Origin of the sequence: Faecalibacterium prausnitzii, assembly GCF_003287495.1 — a bacterium.
Lineage (GTDB): Bacteria > Bacillota > Clostridia > Oscillospirales > Ruminococcaceae > Faecalibacterium > Faecalibacterium prausnitzii_I.
This window is the reverse complement of record NZ_PRLE01000001.1, coordinates 728,043-748,159: the sequence shown is the minus strand read 5'-3', so window position 1 is coordinate 748,159 and position 20,117 is coordinate 728,043. Positions and strand designations below refer to the sequence as shown.

The 20,117-nt window shown below is 53.4% G+C and carries 20 protein-coding genes and 3 pseudogenes; 13 read left to right on the top strand and 10 right to left on the bottom strand.

Annotated features, from left to right (window positions below):
- Positions 1-40: 40 nt before the first annotated feature.
- From C4N22_RS03450 to C4N22_RS13020, 5 genes are all read right to left on the bottom strand, one after another.
- The gene (locus C4N22_RS03450; protein ID WP_112147993.1) at positions 41-1,309 is read right to left on the bottom strand and encodes an SLC13 family permease; all 1,269 of its coding nucleotides are present in this window, start codon (positions 1,307-1,309) and stop codon (positions 41-43) included.
- A 427-nt stretch (positions 1,310-1,736) separates the two neighbouring features.
- A complete protein-coding gene (locus C4N22_RS03445) occupies positions 1,737-2,357 on the bottom strand; it encodes a DUF1847 domain-containing protein (RefSeq protein WP_112147992.1) in 621 nt (206 codons plus the stop codon).
- 19 nt (positions 2,358-2,376) lie between these two features.
- The gene (locus tag C4N22_RS03440) at positions 2,377-3,021 is read right to left on the bottom strand and encodes a GntR family transcriptional regulator (RefSeq protein ID WP_112147991.1); all 645 of its coding nucleotides are present in this window, start codon (positions 3,019-3,021) and stop codon (positions 2,377-2,379) included.
- Positions 2,999-3,577, bottom strand: coding sequence for a GntR family transcriptional regulator (locus C4N22_RS03435; protein ID WP_112147990.1), 579 nt, complete (start codon positions 3,575-3,577; stop codon positions 2,999-3,001). Before C4N22_RS03435 ends, C4N22_RS03440 begins: the two co-directional genes overlap by 23 nt.
- A 202-nt stretch (positions 3,578-3,779) precedes the next feature.
- Complete coding sequence (locus C4N22_RS13020; RefSeq protein ID WP_347476085.1) at positions 3,780-3,935, bottom strand: DUF6061 family protein; 156 nt, start codon at positions 3,933-3,935, stop codon at positions 3,780-3,782.
- Here C4N22_RS13020 and C4N22_RS13015 point away from each other — a divergent pair.
- Positions 3,892-4,062 (top strand): annotated as a pseudogene (locus tag C4N22_RS13015) (DUF6061 family protein); the annotation flags it as partial. The gene C4N22_RS13020 and the pseudogene C4N22_RS13015 sit on opposite strands and share 44 nt — an antisense overlap.
- A gap of 65 nt (positions 4,063-4,127) precedes the next feature.
- On the opposite strand, the gene C4N22_RS03430 reads toward C4N22_RS13015, so the two are convergent.
- Positions 4,128-4,811: a Crp/Fnr family transcriptional regulator gene (locus C4N22_RS03430; protein WP_112147989.1), complete on the bottom strand. Its 684-nt coding sequence runs from the start codon at positions 4,809-4,811 to the stop codon at positions 4,128-4,130.
- A gap of 163 nt (positions 4,812-4,974) precedes the next feature.
- Here C4N22_RS03430 and C4N22_RS03425 point away from each other — a divergent pair, with 163 nt between their 5' ends.
- Positions 4,975-8,847: an acyl-CoA dehydratase activase gene (locus C4N22_RS03425; protein ID WP_242980931.1), complete on the top strand. Its 3,873-nt coding sequence runs from the start codon at positions 4,975-4,977 to the stop codon at positions 8,845-8,847.
- Positions 8,848-8,921: 74 nt separating this feature from the next.
- On the opposite strand, the gene C4N22_RS03420 is transcribed toward C4N22_RS03425, so the two are convergent.
- Genes C4N22_RS03420 through C4N22_RS03405 form a run of 4 tightly spaced genes read right to left on the bottom strand, consistent with a single transcriptional unit; the run spans position 8,922 to position 12,569 of the window.
- Positions 8,922-9,575, bottom strand: a complete 654-nt coding sequence (locus C4N22_RS03420) for a cupin domain-containing protein (protein ID WP_097781442.1) — start codon at positions 9,573-9,575, stop codon at positions 8,922-8,924.
- Positions 9,572-10,375: an ABC transporter ATP-binding protein gene (locus tag C4N22_RS03415; RefSeq protein ID WP_097774985.1), complete on the bottom strand. Its 804-nt coding sequence runs from the start codon at positions 10,373-10,375 to the stop codon at positions 9,572-9,574. The genes C4N22_RS03420 and C4N22_RS03415 overlap by 4 nt, the downstream gene beginning before the upstream one ends.
- Entirely contained in the window at positions 10,372-11,403 is a 1,032-nt protein-coding gene (locus C4N22_RS03410) for a FecCD family ABC transporter permease (protein ID WP_112147988.1), read from the bottom strand. Before C4N22_RS03410 ends, C4N22_RS03415 begins: the two co-directional genes overlap by 4 nt.
- The gene (locus C4N22_RS03405; RefSeq protein ID WP_112147987.1) at positions 11,403-12,569 is read right to left on the bottom strand and encodes an ABC transporter substrate-binding protein; all 1,167 of its coding nucleotides are present in this window, start codon (positions 12,567-12,569) and stop codon (positions 11,403-11,405) included. The genes C4N22_RS03410 and C4N22_RS03405 overlap by 1 nt, the downstream gene beginning before the upstream one ends.
- 229 nt (positions 12,570-12,798) lie before the next feature.
- On the opposite strand from C4N22_RS03405, the pseudogene C4N22_RS03400 reads away from it, so the two are divergent.
- The 11 genes and pseudogenes from C4N22_RS03400 to C4N22_RS03345 form a co-directional block, all read left to right on the top strand.
- A pseudogene (locus C4N22_RS03400) lies at positions 12,799-13,005 on the top strand (ZIP family metal transporter); the annotation flags it as partial.
- Positions 13,006-13,230: 225 nt separating this feature from the next.
- The gene (locus C4N22_RS03395; protein ID WP_112147985.1) at positions 13,231-13,998 is read left to right on the top strand and encodes an alpha/beta fold hydrolase; all 768 of its coding nucleotides are present in this window, start codon (positions 13,231-13,233) and stop codon (positions 13,996-13,998) included.
- A 101-nt stretch (positions 13,999-14,099) separates the two neighbouring features.
- Positions 14,100-14,957, top strand: a complete 858-nt coding sequence (locus tag C4N22_RS03385) for an MBL fold metallo-hydrolase (RefSeq protein ID WP_112147984.1) — start codon at positions 14,100-14,102, stop codon at positions 14,955-14,957.
- 90 nt (positions 14,958-15,047) lie between these two features.
- Complete coding sequence (locus C4N22_RS03380) at positions 15,048-15,845, top strand: alpha/beta fold hydrolase (protein ID WP_055186921.1); 798 nt, start codon at positions 15,048-15,050, stop codon at positions 15,843-15,845.
- Between the two features lie 62 nt (positions 15,846-15,907).
- On the top strand, positions 15,908-16,402 hold the full coding sequence (locus tag C4N22_RS03375; protein ID WP_055186922.1) for a hypothetical protein: 495 nt from the start codon (positions 15,908-15,910) through the stop codon (positions 16,400-16,402).
- Between the two features lie 118 nt (positions 16,403-16,520).
- Positions 16,521-17,006 carry a hypothetical protein gene (locus C4N22_RS03370; RefSeq protein ID WP_112147983.1) on the top strand — a complete coding sequence of 162 codons (486 nt, stop codon included), beginning with the start codon at positions 16,521-16,523 and terminating at the stop codon, positions 17,004-17,006.
- A pseudogene (locus C4N22_RS13010) lies at positions 16,999-17,112 on the top strand (class I SAM-dependent methyltransferase); the annotation flags it as partial. The gene C4N22_RS03370 and the pseudogene C4N22_RS13010, both read left to right, overlap by 8 nt.
- On the top strand, positions 17,109-18,035 hold the full coding sequence (locus C4N22_RS03360; protein WP_112147982.1) for a ketopantoate reductase family protein: 927 nt from the start codon (positions 17,109-17,111) through the stop codon (positions 18,033-18,035). The pseudogene C4N22_RS13010 and the gene C4N22_RS03360, both read left to right, overlap by 4 nt.
- A complete protein-coding gene (locus C4N22_RS03355; RefSeq protein ID WP_112147981.1) occupies positions 18,032-18,664 on the top strand; it encodes an L-2-amino-thiazoline-4-carboxylic acid hydrolase in 633 nt (210 codons plus the stop codon). Before C4N22_RS03360 ends, C4N22_RS03355 begins: the two co-directional genes overlap by 4 nt.
- Positions 18,665-18,670: 6 nt before the next feature.
- Positions 18,671-19,273, top strand: a complete 603-nt coding sequence (locus tag C4N22_RS03350; RefSeq protein ID WP_112147980.1) for an L-2-amino-thiazoline-4-carboxylic acid hydrolase — start codon at positions 18,671-18,673, stop codon at positions 19,271-19,273.
- Positions 19,255-20,070, top strand: coding sequence for an alpha/beta fold hydrolase (locus C4N22_RS03345; RefSeq protein ID WP_242980930.1), 816 nt, complete (start codon positions 19,255-19,257; stop codon positions 20,068-20,070). Before C4N22_RS03350 ends, C4N22_RS03345 begins: the two co-directional genes overlap by 19 nt.
- Positions 20,071-20,117 lie beyond the last annotated feature (47 nt).

The window sequence follows — 20,117 nt, the reverse complement described above, 5'->3', positions numbered from 1 at the left end:
TTGCGCGTTGGTTCACTCATATTCAACGTTCCTGTCCGCTTTACTGCGGGAAGAACGGAAATGCGATGGGAAGGATCACCATGCTGACAACCGTTGCGATGAGGATGAGGGGCAGGCCAGCCTTGGCATAATCCTTGAAGGTGTAACCGCCGGCGGAAACCACCATGGTGTTGGCGGGCATACCGATGGGCGTTGCGTAAGCGCAGGAGCCGCCGATGACACAAGCCATCAGGACGGCCCGGGGGTCGGCACCCATGCCCTGTGCGATGCTCAGGCAGATGGGAACCATCAGAGCGGTGGTTGCGGTGTTGGACATGAAGTTGGTCATGACGCAGCAGAGCAGGAAGACCACCAGAGTCAGGACGTAGGGAGAGGGATTCTCGCCCAGAGCGCCGATGACGATGTTTGCAATCTCTGCGCCTGCCCCGGTCTTATCCAGTGCAGAGGCCAGAGACAGCGTACCACCGAAGAGGAAGATGGTCTTGAGGTCGATGGACTTCAGGGCATCTTTCTCGGAGATGACACCGGTGAGGATCAGAGCCAGCGCACCGATACAGCCGGTGATGTTGAGCTTGATGCCGATCTGCTTTTCAAAGATCATGCCCAGCAGGGTGAGCACGAGGATGACGAGGGAGAGCACCTGTTTCCACTTGGGAACATTGCTGAAGTCCTGCTCGCCGCCGAAGGAGTCATCATCGGAGACGGGGTGGTTGGGCAGCAGCTTCATGCCAAGGGTGGCATAGAAGAGGATGCCGGCGGCGAGGATGGGCAGGCCCACGATAGCGTACTCGAAGAAGCCGAAGGACATCCCGATCTCACCCAGAGCACTCTGGGCGATGAGGTTGCCCGGTGCGCCGATGAGGGAAAGGTTGCCGCCCATGGCCGCTGCAAATACCAGCGGCATCAGCAGCTTGGAGCGGGCATAGCCGGACTTTGCCGCAATGCCGATGACCACGGGGATCAGGACGGCGGCGGTGCCGGTGTTGGAAAGGAAGCCGCTCATCAGGCCAACGATGACCATGATGGCCACGATGAGGCTGCGCTCGGATTTGGCAAAGTGGGTAACAATGCCGCCGATCTTGTTGGCCATACCTGTTTCAAACAGGGCACCGCCGACGATGAACATGGCGACGAACAGGATGACGTTGCTGTCGATGAAGCCCGCAAAAGCAGTCTTGACATCCAGAACGCCGGTGACGACCAGACCGATACAGACGATCATGGACGTTACGCCGAGGGGGATCTTCTCAAACACGAACATGACGACCGCGAAGAGAAGAAAGAGTAGGGTGATGGTTGCTGCTGACATACTGGGGGTCCTCCTTTAATGAAATATAATGTATCCATTTCGTCAGAGCAAAACAGCCCCTGACTTTCGGAACGCCCCAGCTGCACCTCGTTGTGCAGAGTCTTTGCCGCCGTGCTGTGCCCTCACAGCCCTTCTTTGTTCTGGAAGGATCTGCCCGGAACCTTAGAATTCCGGGAATCTCGGCAGTGTCTTTTTTAAATTTTTATATCTAATCTTTGATAATGTATCCACTTGACGACACGAGAATACACCCGAAACAGAGATTTGTCAATCCCTTTTTTCGAGTTTTGTCGCATTGCACGGATTATGTACCAATTTTTGTGCACGCCAGACAAACAGTAGGATACAAGAAAATCTCCCTCCGCCGCCTTCTGCAAAAAACGTGCGATCTCCAAAGCAGATGGAGAACGCACGTTTTTTCCTTCTTTTATTCCAGCCGCTTTTTGAAATACCCCTCGGCACAGTAAATGGCACCGCAGGGATTATGCGCCAGAACGCGATCCTTGGCCACCAGCGTTGTGACCATGGCGTCCGAGTACTTATAAAACATTGAGTCGTGTCCCACACAAAGTCCGACCTCAATGTTGAAATCGGTGTGCTGTTCGTTCAGAAGCTTTGCCTGTGCGATGGGGTTGCACATGGCTTCAAATTCGCCGGGGTGGATCTTGACCTCTTCCGGGATGCCCACTTCTTCTTTGGAGATGCCGCCGGTCTTGCAGATGACCGACACCACCTCAAACCCCTGCGCACGGAGCAGGTCGGCCACGATGCGGGCTTCCTTCCGCAGACCTTTGCAGAATGCAAGACCCAGCTTGTGGTAGCCCATCCGCTTGCAGAATTCCACCGTCTCCTTCAGGCGGGGCCATTGACAGTAGCCCAGCCCCTCAATGGCCGAACAGTTGACGTAGAAATCGTGATTCTCGGGCAGATCGTAGCCGACGCGGGCGGCCTCCATCACTGAAGCATTCCGCATGGGGCAGTTTTTGGGCATCTTTTCTGGCGCGTTGTTGGCGCAGGCCAGAACCGTACAGTTCGCACAGGTATACACTGTCTTGTCCTCCTTGATCTTATAAATAATAGGTCAGCGCATCGTCCATACTGCGGTAGATGTGTTTTTCCATTTCAGCCCGTGCGGCCAGCGCATCCCGTGCTTCCAGCGCCGCATAGATCTTTTTATGCTCGCTCTGGGAGTTGAGGGCATAGTCCAACTCGCTCATTTCCACACCAATGGACAGGCCGTTCCACAGTTCCGAGAGAAGATTGCGCATTTTTTCATTGCCGGAAGCTTCCCAGATCTCAAAATGGAAGGACTGGTTGTAGTCAGCATAATTTCCGGCCTGCTGATGAGAAAGAGACTCCTCTGCAGTATCCACGCAGTTTTTGATCTTGGACAGGTCAGCGTTGTTCTGGCAGCAGAGCATACATGCCGTCCCTTCCAAGGCAGCGCGCAGCTGGTAGTGCTCCCGGATGGTCCTTTCCGTTACGCCCAGCACAATGGCGCACCTGTTCTGCTTGACTTCCAGCAGACCGTCACGGGCAAGGATCTGAAAGGCCTCCCGCACCGGCGTGACCGACACGCCCAGTTCCTGTGCGGTGTTTTCCAGCGTGAGTTCTGCGCCCTCCGGGATGCTTTTTGAGATAATGGCTTTCCGCAAAGCGGAAGCTACCCGCTCGCGGGCAGGCAGCAGCTTAATGGGTTTCAGTCCCAGCATATTGACTCCTTATCGTTAAAATCAGATGCAGCAGTTCTTCTTCATAGGCGTTCCATGCCTCCAGCACATCAGGGGAACCCTGACGGTCCAGCATCAGCAGGCGGGCAAGCCGGTCGTTCACCGGCGTAGGACGTGCGCTCACGGCAAAGGCAATGTAGGTCTCCTGGATGCTCTCCAGCAGCTTGCGATGCAGCGGATAGGGCAGGACAGTCCGCAGGGTACGGTGCTGCAGCATCTCGCCGCCTGCCAACATCGCATCCTGCGGCAGCGCACGCATCGCCTGCCGTTCCAGTTGTGCACCTAACGCCAAAATCTGCCGCAATGCATCTTCGTTCAAATCAGCAGCTCTTACATGGTTGTTGGGCAGGCGGATGATAAGACCCTGATATTCAAGGATCATCAAGGCCTCCCGCACCGGCATCCGAGAGACACCGAGACTCTCTGCCAGTTCGTTCTGGGTCATTTCAGTGCCCGCCGGGATCTGCCCAGATAAAATGGCCTGCTGCAGGGCTTCCACCACACCGCCGTTTTTCTTCTGGATGCCGATATATTCCATAGAGTCCTCCGTGCAAATGTCTTTTTTATATTGTATCCAATTTTACAATAAAAAGCAAGACTTCCTTTATGACAAACAAAAATACCCGGCAGATTCATTCTGAAAAATCTGCCGGATATAGACCGGATGCCCTTGGGGCGTTCCATTCTGAAAAATTGCAGGGCAAATGCAAGCTGTGTTAACTGTTATGTAACCTTGTCAATCAATCTTCCATTCTTCCATGGTCGCAACCAAGCGAGAGATAATGCTCAATCTCCCCACCCAGCACAAGCTGTGCGTACTCCAAGGGCTTATTGTAGAGCAGCCAGTCCAGTTCTGTCCGTTGTGCTGGGGTTGAGGATGCACTGGATGTGACCATGGCGCAGCAGACGGAACTGGACTACCTTATCTACAACGACCCACTGGGTTATGCGGATTTGATTCTGAATGGCGACCCGGAGAAATATTTGAAGAATGTGTCCGGTAGTCGTACACTAGAAGATTAAAAAGTAATTGTCTGTCGAACAAAAATATTCGGCAGACAATTTTTTTCATAGATTTAGAAGTACGGTCAGTTCCAACCATACAAAAACGTTGGGTTCAACAGGTGAATCTTTGCACCGGAAAAATCAAGGATCCTCTCATCGCGCATCCGGCACAGCTCACGGGAAAGAGCACTGCGGTCCACACAGAGGAAATCTGCCAGTTCTGTCCGGGTGTAGGGCAGACTGTAACAGCCTTTTTCATCGGGTGTCAAGGTTTGAAGATAAATCTTCAGACGATCCCGAAGCCGTTTTTGTGCTAAAATACGCACTTTGGTGTTAAAAAAGAGAAGCTGCTGCGCCATATCCTGCATAAGATTTGCTGTGACTTGCATCCGGCAGGGACAGGTCAGCGTCTTCTGTGACATCAATGCGCTGAAATCCAGCAGCATTACGGTACAGTCCGAACTGGCACGCAGACAGACCGGACTTGCCGTCCAGCCAGTACAGGCCAGTTCTGCACCAAATACTTCTCCGGGACAAAAACGGCAGATGCTGATTTGATTGCCATTTTCATCATACAAAAATTCTTCCATCGTGCCATCCAGCAGGACACCCGTATTGTGGCTCTGCTCACCCAGCTCGACGATGTGCGCACCACGAGGATATTCACGGACAGTCGCATTCAAGCAACGAAGGACTTCCCTATATTTTCGTGGCTGGATGCCGTTGAACATGCCGCATTGCTGTAAAATTGAATCATATTGCTCCATCTTAAAATTTGCTTTGCCGTTGCCATAACAACGGACACTCCGAGGTAGTTGTGTTAAACTCTTGGTTAGAGATGCCTAATTAAAAGGCATCATTATTATACGGTATAAAGTTTGAAATGTCAAACCCTATAACGTTCAGGGTTGATATCGAAGGAGTGACACAATGCTTTCGTTGGGAATGGATATCGGTACATCAACGGTCAAGTTGGTGCTGTTGAAAAATCAAGAAATTGAAAAGCAGTGGATGGCGGTGCATCACGGCAACCCTTTTGTCTGCCTGAAAAAGGGTCTTTCCACGTTGGAACTGGCGATGGATACTCCGTTTTCACTCTGTGTGACCGGAAGCAACACGGAGGCTCTGCTGGAGCAAGATTCAGCCATTCCCTCTTTAGGCGATATCCCAGCGATCGTCGAGGGCGTGCGCTGGATCATTCCGCAGGTGGGTTCGGTCATTGAAATTGGCAGTCAGGGCGCGCGATTCATCACGGACTTGCAGAGCCGTGCACCGCAGTTCGCAGTCAACGAACACTGTGCAGGCGGCACGGGCTCGTTCTTTGAAGATCAGATGTCCCGCGTAGGCTGCAAACTAGAAGATTATTCTTCACTGGTCGAGCAGGCACAGAGTGTCCCCCGCCTTTCCGGTCGGTGTGCCGTCTTTGCCAAAACCGATATCATCCACCGCCAGCAGGAAGGCGTTTCCACGCCGGATATCCTGTTGGGGTTGTGTTATGCCATGATCCGCAACTACAAAGCTACCATCGTGCGTCGGCTTCCCGTCTGCAAGCCAGTAGTGTTCTGTGGCGGCGTGACCTGCAACACCGGCGTCATCCGAGCCATCCGGGATGTATTCGGGTTGAGTGAGAAAGAACTCATCATTCCGGAGTTTGCCCGATATGAAGCGGCTCTTGGTGCTGCACGCAAAGCATCCGGCTCGTTCACGTTACGTCAACTGAATGATTCTCTGGACCGTACACGAACAACACACCACACGGTCGGAACATTGCCCAAACTGGAACTGCGCTCCGGCACGAGCCTTGCGGAGCCAAACGCTACCAAGATCATTCCAGAAAGTGGCTGCGCATTGGGCATCGACATCGGTTCTACCAGTACCGATCTTGTTCTGGTCGGTGCTGACGGTGAACTGGTAGACTTTCAATATCTGCGCACCGCAGGTGACCCGGAAGGAGCTGTCCGCAAAGGCCTTGCAAGGATTCGTCAGCGGTTTGGTGATATCCGGTTCACCGCAGTCGGTGTGACCGGTTCAGGACGAGAGCGCGTCGGCAAACGCATCGGAGCAGATGCTGTCCGGGATGAGATCACTGCGCAGGCCAAGGGTGCAACTCACTGGGTGCCGGAAGTCGATACTGTGTTTGAGATCGGCGGACAGGATAGCAAATACATCAGCATCCAGAACGGTGAAGTTGTGGATTTTCAGATGAACAAGATCTGCGCTGCCGGTACCGGTTCTTTTGTGGAGGAGCAAGCCGTCCGCATGGGCATCCCGCTGGCAGAATTCGGCCCGTTGGCCCTTTCTGCCGAACATCCGGCCGCGTTGGGCGAACGCTGTACCGTATTCATCGAAACGGCCATTGCATCAGCCGCCGCAGAAGGCGTTTCGCAGGCAGAGATCGCCGCCGGGCTGTGTCACTCCATCGTACAGAACTATCTGCATAAAGTGGTTGGTTCTAAACCTGTGGGGCAGCACATCGTTTTGCAGGGCGGTGTCGATTACAACCCCGGCATTGTGGCGGCATTCCAATCCGCATACGGCGACCGCATACAGGTCAGCCCGGTCTTTTCCATCAGTGGTGCGTATGGCGCGGCTCTTCTGGCACAGGAAGCGGTGGGCGATGCACCTAGTCAGTTTGTGGGCTTCGACAGCCCTGCACAAGCCGCAGACGACAGCCGCAGCGCGGAGATCCAGAAGAACATTGACTTCTATAAGCAGGCGGACAAATTGCTTTTGGAGGGTTATACCGGCAAACGCGACCCACGTAAAAAGACCGTAGGTGTGCCTTTTGCGTTGATGATCCACAAATTCTTCCCGATGGCGAATGCCTTCTTTACCTCGTTGGGCTTCAATGTCGTCCTGACTGACCCCACCAGTGAGGAAACGATCAGGCTGGCTCAGCAGACCGCACAAGGGGAGACCTGCTACCCGGTCAAACTTATTTACGGCCATATGCAGCAGCTCATCGACCAAAAAGTAGATTATATCTTCCTGCCCACCATCCACACGATGAAGCACGAAAAGAGCCGTGTGAAACACAACTACGGCTGCGTCTATATGCAGACGGCAGCCGCATCCATTGCCAAAGCTCTGGACATTGAGAGCAAGGGCATCACTCTGCTCAGTCCGGTATTCGATCTCGATTTTGGGCAGGAAGCTATGGCATCTGCAATGCTGGGACTGAGCAAAATTTTAGGAATCCCGAAACCGTTTTGTGCCAAAGCTCTGCTCAGTGGTGCCATGGCGGTGCGCCGCCATACCGCCGCCGTGGAAAAACAAGGCAAAGCTCTATTGGCTACCCTGAGACCAGACGATAAAGTGTTGGTACTCATCACCCGCAACTACGGCGTTTCCGACCCCATCCTGAACATGGGCATCCCGGAACTGCTGTTGGAACGCGGCTATAAAGTCATCACGCTGAGCCACCTGCCCGGTCATGCGCTGGACATCTCTGATGAATACGATAATCTTTATTATCCGTTCGGGCAGCATATCCTGTCCGGAGCAAAGCTGATCGCTCACCACCCGAACCTCTACGCTGTCTACCTGACGAACCACGGCTGCGGCCCGGACACCATGCTCTCACACCTGTTCAAGCAGGAGATGGGCGATAAACCCTACCTGCAAATCGAAGTGGATGAGCATTTTTCCAATGTGGGTGTCATCACTCGCATTGAAGCATTCCTGAACAGCTTGCAGCACCGCCCGGCGGTGGCTCTGCCGACAGATTTCAACATTGAGCAGGTCGATATTCACCCCTGTCGTCTGGCACAGACACCCTCCCCCAATGTGCCGCTCTATCTTCCGGCAATGGGTATTTATACGTCCTGTCTGGCTGCATACTTCAAACAGCAAGGGGTAGACGCCTACGAACTGCCACACCTGACGGACGACATTCTAAGCCTTGGCCGGGCGGAAACGAGTGCAAAAGAATACCTGCCATTCCCAGCCTTGCTTGGCAGCATCCTTGCCGACCGAAAAAAAGACCAAGCACATGCGCAGTTCCTGATTCCGCAGACGCAGGGTGCGGAGGCAGACGGTCAGTACGCCCGTGTCATCCGCGCTGTATTGGACCGCAGAAAAGAGCGGAATGCTCAACTGGTCAGTCCGATGCTGGAAACACTGCCCGAAATGGCGCAGAACCGTGATATGCTTTTCCGTGCACTGCTTGCCGGTGATCTTCTCTATGCAGCCCCGACTGAAAAACGTCCCGGCATTGCAGCGCAATGGGATGCTCTGCCCGACTGGAAGCAACTGCACGCTGCGGCGAGGGAAATCGGCGCACTTCTCACCAAAGGCCGCCGCATTGCCGCTGTTGGTACGCCGCTCTGCCTGACAGAACTGGACAGCGGCGTACTTGCCGCGCTGGAAGCCGAAGGCGAACAGGTGCTTCGCGCCCCACTCAGCGAGGCGCTCTGGTTTCTGTGGAAAGACAATTTGGATGAAAACAAACCATCGGCTGGTTGGCTTGACCAGATGCAGAGGCAGATGCAGACCCTTGGGAATGAACTTGGAGCGCACAGTGCCTTTGCGGAAGACGCTGAAACACTGTTCCTCATTGCGGACTCTGCCTTGCCGAATTTTTCAGGCGGGAACGGTCGATATCGGTACGCCAAGGCCGTGGAGCTTTCTGGCCGTACCAATGCAGTGCTGACCCTTGCACCCCGGTATGAAAATACCGCGATGATTCTGGATATGCGCGGCCTGCACGATGCCTGCAGTGCCCCACTGTTCCAGCTTTCCCTTGATAACGACTGGGATGAAACTGCATGGAGCCGCCTGCGTTCGTTCCTCTACTACTGCTGAATCTGGCAGACGCAAAGAACCCGTCCGGTACGTCCGGACGGGTTCTTTGCGTCTGTTATGAAACAGAAAATCGCTTATTCGATGACCAGCAGCAGGCTCATTTTGAATTTGCCCTGTGCGGTAACGCTGTGCAGGCCGTTCTTATCGAAGCGGAAGCTCTCGCCTGCGTTCAGCTCGTAATCCTTGCCCTCATAGCCAATAATGGCCTTGCCTTCGAGGGCGGTCAGGATGGCATTGCCGGGAGCACGGTGCGGAGTCAGGCCAGTGCCCTCGTCAAAAGCCATCAGGACAAATTTCATGTTGTCTGCATGAGCGATGTCCAGATTGGCGATGCTGCCCTCTTCATAAGAAATGAGGTTCTTCAGTTCGGTGGGCTGGCCTGCCTTGATGATGTTGTTCATGGTAAAATTCTCCTTTTTCAAAATGATTTCGGTATAGATCATTCCACTGTCGGTTTTTGTGCCGCACAGTGTTTTCGGCGGTACATACAGCACTTCTCCGGGTTTGACAGACACTTCCTGCCCATCGACTCCCAGAAGAAACTTGCCGTTTCCCTCACCACCCAGATAAAGAGTGGTGCAGTCATAGTATTCCGGGGTAATAGAAGTGCCTGCGCCCAAGGAAAACCATGTTACCGGCACTCCATAGCCCAGTCCGGAAGGTCGGGAAACGGTCATAGCGTCCCGGATCGGGCGAACCTGGGAAAGTGTAAAAGGGACATTGTTCATACAGCAGTTTCCTCCCGCAGAGCAACCGGAACGATGCTGCGCACCGACCGCCCCTGATAATGCAGTTCATCCACCAGCACCTGAACATCAAAAGAATACGAGATGTTCTCCTCGTTCAAGATCTCCGCAGCTGGACCGTAGAAAAATTCGCCTTTGCGGTTCAGCATCAGGGCTTCGTCCGCTACGCTCATGGCATTGGTAGGATAGTGGGTATTCATGATGGCACTGATGCCGGATTCATGCGCCAGCCGCTCCACCATATTCAGTACTAAGATCTGATTGTGGAAATCCAGACCGGTTTCCGGCTCGTCCAGAATGATGAGCTTCGGCTCGTTGATGAGGGCACGGGCAATGAGCACCATTTGTAGTTCACCGCCGCTCATCCGGTTGCAGTCCTTGTTGGCAAGACGGGTGATCCCCACTCGTTCCATCATGGCTTCCGCCATTTCGATTTCCTCTTTGCCGGGTTGCTGAAAGGTTCCGAGATGCGCACTGCGCCCCAGCAGAACCATTTCCAGACCGGTGTAGGAAAAAGCGAAGCCACGGGACTGCGGAATGTAGGAGATCGTGCTCCAGACATCCTTCGGCTTGAGGGTGTGAATGTCCTTCCCGTAAAGCAGAGTCTTGCCGCTGTGCCATGGCAGCAGACCGATCATGCACTTGAGCAGGGTGGTTTTACCAATGCCGTTTGGACCAAGAATCGCAAGGATGTGGCCTTCTTCCAGGCTCAAATTGATGTTTTCGAGAATCACAGGCTGCTTTGGGTAGCCAAAACAACCGTTCTGCACTTCCAAGATCATTGCAGGTTGCTCCTTGTTTTGTTCAGCAGAGAAATAAACGCCGGTGCACCGATGATAGCGGTGAGAATGGAAAGAGGCAGCTCGATGATGCTGATGCTGCGGGACAGGGTGTCGATCAGGATCATAAAGCTGGCTCCCAGACTGAGACTGAGGGGCACCACATAACGGTTGTTGCTTCCAACCAGCATCCGGGATGCGTGCGGAATCAGCAGACCAATCCAGCCCACCTGACCGCACATGGAAACGGCAGAAGCCGTGATCAGCGTAGATGCAACAATAAACAGCATCCGGGTCTGTTTGATGTTGATGCCGCTGGTACGAGCCTCGTCATCACTCAGTGAAAGGATGTTCAGCCGCCAGCGCAGCAGATAGATGATGATGATTCCAGCAACGATAAGTGGGCAGCCAATCAGGATCTTTTGGTAACTGGCACTGGTAAAGCTGCCCAAGAGCCAGTAGGTGATCTCCGGCAGCTTGTCCTGCGGATCGGCAGTATATTTCAACAGCGAACCCAGTGCGTTGAACAGAGAGGATGCAATCGTACCGGCCAGCACCAGATAAACCATAGAACGCCCATCACTCTTGCCTGCGACTTTCAGAGTAAAACAGACGGAAATCAGGCCAAAGACCAAGGCGATGAGCTGCGTTTCCAGAATACTGCAAGACAGGATAATAGCAAGAATTGCACCCACACAGGTACCGCTGGTTACACCCAAAATATCCGGTGTGGCAAGCGGATTGGAGAATAAGGATTGATAGGTATTGCCTGCGCAAGACAGACCTGCGCCGACGATGATGGCCGTCAGAATGCGGGGCAGCCGCAGATTGATGACGATGGAGTAGTTCTGTACATTTGAGGTGCTCCCACCCGTCAGAGCAGTGCGCAAAGCTGTGAGAACTTCGCCTACCGGAACATTCATTCGTCCAAAGCACAGGCAGATGAGTGCGGTCACAAGGGGAAAAGCGAACATCAATACCACAGCCAGAGGAGTGAACCGGCCTTTTTTGATCCAGATGGTATCTTTCATCAGTACAGCAGCATTTCCTCCAACTCGTCATCTGTCACATCGTAGCCGTACCATGTCTTGTAATATTCCTTGATGGTATCGCCCAGCGGATAATCGGCAAAAGCATCCGGGTAGGTGTTGCAGGCCAGCCATGCCAGCACCAGCGGAGCATCCGGATTCGGGGTGAACCAGTTCCACATACCCAGCGTAGTGTTGTAGACTCGGCCGCTCTTCACGGCAGTCAGGGTGGAGAAGTCAGCACCGTCCACATTCCCGCTCAGCACGTCCTCGGTGCGCAGGGGCTGCAGGCCGGGACCATCCAAGAAAAGAATATCGGGATTCCAACTATAAATCTGCTCCATGCTTGCCTGTGCAAAGCCAGTGGCTTCCAGTGCCTTGTCTGTTACGCCCAGACGCTTCATCCAGTAGGTGCCAAAGGTGCCCTGACCGGATACCTGCGGCACACCGTCTGCATACTTCCACAGAATCAGCGCACTGGGACGATCCGTTTGAGGAATTTCCGCAATACGGGCTTCCACATCGGTCACGATCTCATCACCGGCAGCAACAAAGGCGTCGGTCTTGCCCGGTTCGTTGAAGATCTGCTCCAGCAGCTTCAGCCACTCTTCGTAACGTTCCATGGGATCAGCTTCCGTAGATGCGCCCACAGTAGCGAAACCGATGGAGGGGATTCCGCTGGCCTTCAGGATTTCGGCATGGGAGGAGTTGCCAGCATTGTACAGGATAACATCAGGGTTCAGTTTCATGATCTCCTCGATGTTCAGGTCGCTCTGAGCATAGACCGTATCGCTGGACTCCAGAAGCTCCGGGGCGATATTCTTCAATACAGTGTCAGAAATGACCGACTTGAAAGAGCCGCAGTAACCCACGATGTAGGGAGCACTGCCCTCAAAATAAGCCATGTAGGTGGACAGGATTGGAATCTGGTCGATGACGACACGGGTGACCTTATTAGGCACTTCTACTTCGTTGCCGCCGTGGTCTACGACGGTATGGGTACCGGTCTCATCCATAGATGCGGCAGAGGAAGTTGCTTCGCTGGATACAGCGGAAGAAGCCACAGAAGAAGCCGTGCTGCTGGCAGAAGAACCGCAGGCGGCCAGAACACCGGCTGCACTTACAGCAGCCATAGCGGTGATAAACGAACGGCGGGAAATCTTTTTCATGGAAAACTCCTTTAATAAACAGATAGTTCTTTGTTTGTGGCAGTTAGTCAAGAATAACCAACTGCCAAGCAGTTTATCAGATTCATTTTCCTTTGTCGGTTGCTATGGCAACAACAGCGCAAATTTATGTGATGGTAAAAATAGACACAAAAACAGGGTGCGTCCACCCGGACGCACCCTGCCATCGCAATTCACGATTTGATTCGTTGATAACAACCGTGAATAGCTCATCGGGGCAGTGCTGACGATTCTGGCGGCAGGCATCGTGGTGCCTGCTTTGCCCTATCTGCTCAGCTTTGCAGCCGGAGCCATGCTGTATGTGGTGGTGGAGGAACTGATCCCGGAAATGTCGCAGGGGCAGCACTCCAACGTTGGAACGGTGTTTTTTGCGGTGGGCTTCAGCGTGATGATGGTGCTGGACGTAGCACTGGGGTGATGGTTGGGGGGACGGAAGCGAAATCTCTTTCAAAATCTCCGAAAATGCCTAAACTTCTTGACAGAGGAGACGGCAGGGCGTATTCTTTTGTCAGAAGAACCGCTGAGAAGCGGCTTTTTATAAGACTGAAAGTTAGCTTTGCCTAACTTGAAACTCTGCCCTATACGAAGAAATATATCTCTTCTATTTACAGGTGGAAAATAAATAGAGAAGGAGCGTATCAGGATGAAGATTTACCATTTTGGTGCAGAGGATGCCCCGGTGCTGTTGCTGCTGCCGGGCACCTGTTGCCATTGGAAAAGCAATTTCGGTGCGGTGATCCCGCTTCTGGCTGACAGCTTCCAGGTGCTGTGCGTCAGCTACGATGGCTTTGATGAGACTGAACAGACCGAATTTCCCACCATGCTGGAGGAGACCGAAAAGATCGAGGCCTACCTCAAGACCCACTGCGGCGGTCACATCCGGGCGGCCTACGGCTGCTCTCTGGGCGGCTCGTTTGTGGGGCTGCTGGCGGCGCGGAAGAATATCCACATGGACTACGGCATTCTGGGTAGCTCCGATTTGGATCAGGCATCGCCGCTGACGGCAAGCTTGCAGACGGATTTTCTGTTGCCATTGATCTACCCTGTGGTGCGGGACGGAAAGATTAAGGCGAAATTTCTCCAAAAACGTCTGGACAAGTGTGCTAAAGAGTCGGGGGATTATGTCAAAGCCTTTCTGAAAATGTTCGGTGAGGCCCGCCCTTATGTGACCATGCAGAGCTGTAAAAATCAGTTCTACTCCGATCTTATCACTCCGCTGCCGGATAAGATCCATGTGCCCGGTACCGAAATCCATATTTTTTACGCCCTGAAAATGGGCGCAAAATATCGTGCCCGGTATCAGCAGCATTTTGCACATCCTGTTCTCCATGAGCAGAACTTGCAGCACGAGGAATTGCTGGCCTGTCACCCGGAGCAGTGGGCGCATCTGGTAAAAAGCATTGCATTGTGAACGGTAAAACGTATCTGGAGCAAGCAGGATTTTGTAAGATCCAGAACCACAAAAATAAAAAGGGCTGTCTGTGCATCACAGCACAGAAATGAGGTGCGATCATGTCGAAAAAGGCAACGGAATTTCAAAGAAAAGCAATGAGCTGGATGTACCGGGGCAAGGAGATCTTCAAGCCTTTGAACACCGGCTGGATCGACGAGAATGTTGCCTGCGTGCGCGAATGGGTGGCGAACATCTTCTTCTACCGCAAAGGCGATACCACCATTATGGTCGATGCGGGATATAACTACGACCGCCTTGCCGAAAAAATGGGCTGGCTTGGGATTGATCCGAAGTCGATACACCATATCCTTATCACCCATCAGGACACCGATCATGTGGGTGCGGTGGAAGCAGACAGTCCGAGGCTGTTCCGGAATGCGAATCTGTACATCGGCGAGATCGAGAACCGCTATCTGACCGGCGAGGTGCGCCGCAGGGTCATTTACCACCTTTACAAGCTGCCGCAGGTGACGATCAACAATGAAAAAGTGCTGCTGCACGACGATGAGGTCATCGACATCGACGGGATCAGAATCGAGTGCTTTCTCGTTCCCGGTCATACATGGGGGCACATGGTATACCTTGTGGACGGGAAATATCTCTTTACCGGCGATACTATCTGGTTTGGCGCGGACGGCGGCTACAGCTTCATTTCTTCGCTGGCGGAGGACAATAAGCTGGCTGTGCAGTCACTGGCGGAGCTGGAGCGGAAACTGCGCGCACGTGGGCTGCATCCATATTTCATCACCGGTCACACGGGATGGACGGACAATTTTGCCTTTGCGCACAAAAATGAGCTGTGCTCGCCTTTCAAGAAAAGAGCCCACGACCCCAATGCGCTTTACGATGCCTATGATGAATCCGATGATACTGAGGAAAACTCAAAAAGCGGGTACTTGAAGGGCGTGGGAAGATAAGGAAGTGCAGGCGGCGCACCGGCATTCTTTGGCGCGATGACGGAGCGTAATCCGAAAAAATAATGCTGCAAAAACCAAGGGGCGGATGGTATGAGAACTTTGGAATATGGAAAAGAACATGAAAAGACGCTGCTGTTTCTGCCGTGCACGGCGGAGCCGGAGTGGGCGTTCGCCGACTCGGTTGGCCTGCTTTCGCAGGATTACCATGTGATTCAGATCGTCTATGACGGTCACGGCGAAACGGGAGAAGACTTTATCTCTGTGGAGACGACAGTAGACGAGGTAACAGATTGGCTGCAAGCGCGCGGCATTACCCACTTGAACGCGGCATATGGCTGTTCTCTGGGCGGTGCGTGTCTGACACGCTTTCTCGCCTTGGGAAAAATCCCGGTCGAGCGCGCCGTTATTGATGCAGGCATTACGCCGTATCGGATGCCGCTGATTTTGCGCCGTCTCGCCTGCCTGCGTGACAATCTTGGTTTCAGGCTCATAGCGAAGAGCCGCAAGGTCCTTGAGACGGTCTATCCGCCAGAGCGCTGGACGATGCCGGGGCGCGATCCAGTGAAGGAGTATGATGCGCTGGCGGCGTATCTGAAAACCTATTCAAAACGCACCGTCCGCAACATTTTCTGGTCGGCGAACAATTATACTCTGCCGACGAAGCCGGCTGAAATGGGCTGCCAAATCACATATTGGTACGGCGAAGAGGAAAAGCAGGCGCGACACAGCAATATCTGCTTTATAAAGCAATATTTTCCGCGGGCGCAACTGCATGAAATTCCGAAGATGGATCACGCGGAGCTTGTGATGATGTATCCGCAGGATTTTTATCGGAGAATCATGGAGTTCCTGACACACACATCGGCAGCTCAAAACAAAAGAAGCTGAAAGAAAGGAAAAATCAGAATGCTCTATCCGCAGCTTTTTGGATTCAACGGAGATATAGGCTGATGAAAATCATCGTTGCAATTGCTTTTTATTTTCTGTATTGGGGCGTATGTTTTCTTGGAACAGGCACGGACAAGAAAAATCTCATGGGGCTGCGTTCTTATCCCGAAGAAGTTCAAAACCGTGTGCGAAGCGACCATCAGCTTGGAAAGGCTGTTCCGAAGAGGAAATCCACCGCTGCCGTTTGGCTCAGCAATCTTTTGCTTTTCACAGTCGTGTTTTCCGCTTTAGGACTTGCGCTGAGAGGCGTGCTGAACTTGGACGGTTATCTGTCGGCATTTTGGTACTTTCTTGCGTTCAGCGAGGGGCTTGGGTTGTTCGATCTTTTGGTGATCGATCTTCTCTGGTGGCGCAACACAAAACGTACCCGCTTCTCTTTCCTGCCGGAGAAGAAATACTATCAAAATCCGAAAAAGCATATCGAATCGTTTTGGCGCGGTATCCCGTTGTTTGCCGCAGTCGCTGCACTGTCAGCCTTGATCGTCACGGCGTTTTGAACCATACATCGTAGAGGGATGGCTGTAAGTGTGATTACACTATCTGCGGCGATAAGGATCCATACGTAAAGGAACATCCCGAATACCGGGATGAAAACGGATACAGGAGGAATAAGGAATGCTTTTACAGGTGATTCTGGAAGGTCTTGGGTTGGGAGTTCTGCTGGTTCTGATCTGCGCTGCGGGCATCCGTAAGGGGGCTGTTGGGATGGTGCATCTTTACAGCCCGGCGGTGCAGCAGCGGTGCGTAAAACTGGGGCTTACAAGCCCGGAACGCATCCGACGCAACAGCCTGCTGTTCAAAGCAGTCTGCATTCCCGGCTATATCGGCTATGTGCTGGTCTGTGTCTATGGGATAAACGGTGCAAAGGGCTTTGTTCAGGGTTTCTGGCAGTTACTCGTCATCTTGTCCGTTATGAATCTCATGGACCGCCTGTTGGTTGACGGCTATTGGGTGGGGCACACGAACGCATGGACGATCTCAGGAACGGAGGATCTGAAGCCCTACATTACTGCAAAAGACAAGCAGAAAAAGTGGCTGTTCGGCACGGTGGGCATGGCAGTCATAGCGGCGGTACTGGCGGCAATGATGACAGTACAGTGATCGGAAAGACCCTTCCGTCAGCGGTTTTTTCCGGTTTCTCGCCAAGGTCGGAGACAACGGGATGAAAATGCAGATCGTGAAGATCAGATTTGGAGGCAAGAAATGAAGATTCTGGTATATGGTGCAGGCGTTCTGGGGTGCAATCTGGCAAGAAATCTGCTGCGCGCCGGAAAGGATGTCACCTTGCTTGCGCGAGGAAACTGGGCAGTGGAGATCAAGCAGAACGGTCTGCGGATCAAGGATAAGTTTTCGCTTTGCACTTCGGTCAGCCGCATTCCGGTGGTGACGGAGCTTGCGCCGGATGCAAAGTACGATGTGATCTTTGTGGTCCTGCGTTATACACAGCTGGATTCCGCTCTGGACACGCTGCGGGCGAATCGGACGAAAAACATCGTATTTGTGGGGAACAATGTGCAGGCGAGGGCGCTGGCGGCGGCACTGCCGGAAAAGAACGTCCTGTTTGCCTTTGCGCTTTCTGCGGGGCATCGGGAGGTTGACCGGGTGGTCTCCATCGACCTGAAAAAGATCACCATCGGACAGCTGCCGGGTGCAATCTCCAATAAACAGCTGATCGGGCGCATCTTTCACGGCACAAAATACAAGGTCGTTTACGAGCCGAACATGGAGGATTATCTGCTCTGCCATGCCGCGTTTGTGATGCCTGCGGCCTTCGCCTGCTATAAGACAGACGGCGACCTGAAAAAGCTCCGGGGAGATACCGCGTACCTGAACCGTGTGCTGGATGCCAACATCGAGGGATACCGCGCCATCCGAGATGCCGGGCACGCCATTCTGCCCAAAGCGGATGTAGACTTTGAAGGGGAAAAGTACCGCAAGACCTGCCTGCACTTTTTCAAGCTGATGTGCGCTACCTCGCTGGGCAAACTCTGCGCCTCCGACCATGCTATGAACGCCATCGACGAAATGAGCGCGCTGAACCGGGACCTCAAGAAATTTTTTGATGAACATGGCGCAGCCTACCCGGTATGGCAGGCACTGGAAACGGAAGCCGGGAGGTACCTGCAATGAAATACGCTGGAATGCCTTTCGGTATGTGGGCTCTGTTTGCACCGTCGTTCCGAAAGCAGCTGACCACTGTGCTGGGCTATGATGCAGCCACCGCAAAAGCCATCACGAAAAAGGCAAAGCCGCAATACCGGCAGATCATTGCTGGCTTGCCGGAGTTTGAAAAAGCGGACCGCTTCAAGATGAACATCGTCAACTGCGCAATGCTCGGCGCGTTCATCCTCTCCATGCCGCAACGTCCGGAGGTGGACAGGATGACGGATTACTATGCAAGATCCATGATGACAAAGCCCATGCAGTGGTTCTGCCGCAAAAGCGGAAAAAGCAAGTTCACCCCAAAGGATATTGCCGCTATGAAAGCCACTGCCGCCCTGAAAGCCGCCGACCGCAACCCCTACTCGTGGAACATGGAGTTTTACGAATACCCGGATGGCAGCGGCTACGAGGGACGCTTTACCAAGTGCGGCATCTGTGTGCTGATGAAGGAGCTGGGGCTGTACGACCTGACCCCCGCTTTGTGCCATCTGGACTACACCATGAGCGAAGCGGGCGGTGTGACAAATTTTGTGCGGCAGTACACCCTTGCCTCCGGCGGGCCCTACTGCGACTGCGGGTACAAAAAGAAAGGGTAACGGACGATGAAGAGGAAGGAAACCTATCTTTCCCGTGATTTCCGGGAGACTGCGGCGCAACGCTTTCCCGCGCAGGCAAAGGAACTGAACACCGCTTTCGATATGCGCCTGAATGCGCTGCTGGCTGAAAACGCGGGTGCAAGCAAGGAAAAGCAATACCACCTCAAGCGGCAGATCTTGCCGGGCATTTCGGCCTACGAGACCTTGCAGCGGGTCATGCCGAAAGAAGAAGCACTGCAAACCGTTCACGGCTATGTGGAGCGGCTGGCGAGAACGAGCCACAAACAGCTTGCCGCCTTGCTGCACATACCGGGGCTTTACCGCCTTGTTCCCGGCGTTTTCGTCAAATCCACCCGGAGCGTTTTCGGCCCGGCGGCGGGCTTTGCCCCAAAAGAACTGCAGACCGGCAACGGCGTCTGGCGTGTGGATATGATGGAGTGTCCCTATCACGACACCTGCACAGAATACGGCTGCCCGGAGCTGTGCCGCTGCTTTTGCGACAGCGACGACATCAGCTATACCGGGCTGCATCCGAAGCTGATCTGGGAGAGAACCATGACGCTTGGGCGCGGTAATGACCGCTGCGATTTTTGCATGAAGATCAGATAATAGCGGGGAGGCAGATTGGTATGGAAATCAAACGATTCGGCAATATAGAGGGAAAGACCATGATGCTGCTGCACGGAAATCTTATGTGCTGGCGGCAGTTTGAGGATCTGATCCCGCTGCTGGAAAGGAAATTCTGCGTGTATGCCGTCAGCTTCGACGGCTTTGATGGAACCGGTGAAACGAACTACACGACTGCCCGGGATCAGGCGGACAAGTTGGCCGCTTATATTGAAAAAGAGCTTGACGGACAGTTGGATCTGCTTTTTGCAGAGTCGCTGGGCTGTGGACCGGCTGTTTTTCTGAAGGCTTCCCCAACCGTTCAGATCGATCGGATGATCCTCAGTGGGCCGGAGTATCTGGATTTCGGGGTGCTGAATCGACTGATTTTGAAGGTCATGCCGCAAAAGCAATATCGAACGGCACACGAAAAGTACATGCCTGCATGGGCGCTGCGCTTTATGGGGCAGACGGAGCAGGGAATGCAGACTATGCTCCGCCGTATCCCGGATCATATCAGCTTGGAATCCGTCCGTGCCACTTGGGCGGCAGGGCTTTATCTCTATCGGACGGACTTTTTGGTACAGCCCGATGCAAAGGTCGCCTGCTGGTACGGAGAAAAAGAAGGGCACATGAAAAAGGCCATCCAGCGGCTGCGGACGGCATATCCGAGCCTGATCGTCCGCTGTTTCCCCGGTTTCGGCCATGGCGAGATCATCAATCATCCGGCACTGCTTGCGTCGGAGCTGGAACGGTATCTTGATTTGATGGAAACATTTTTGCAGAGAAATGGAATTTGACAGTTCACGTCTGCGAATCAGTAAGAAAAAGCGAATCTTCAGGAAAA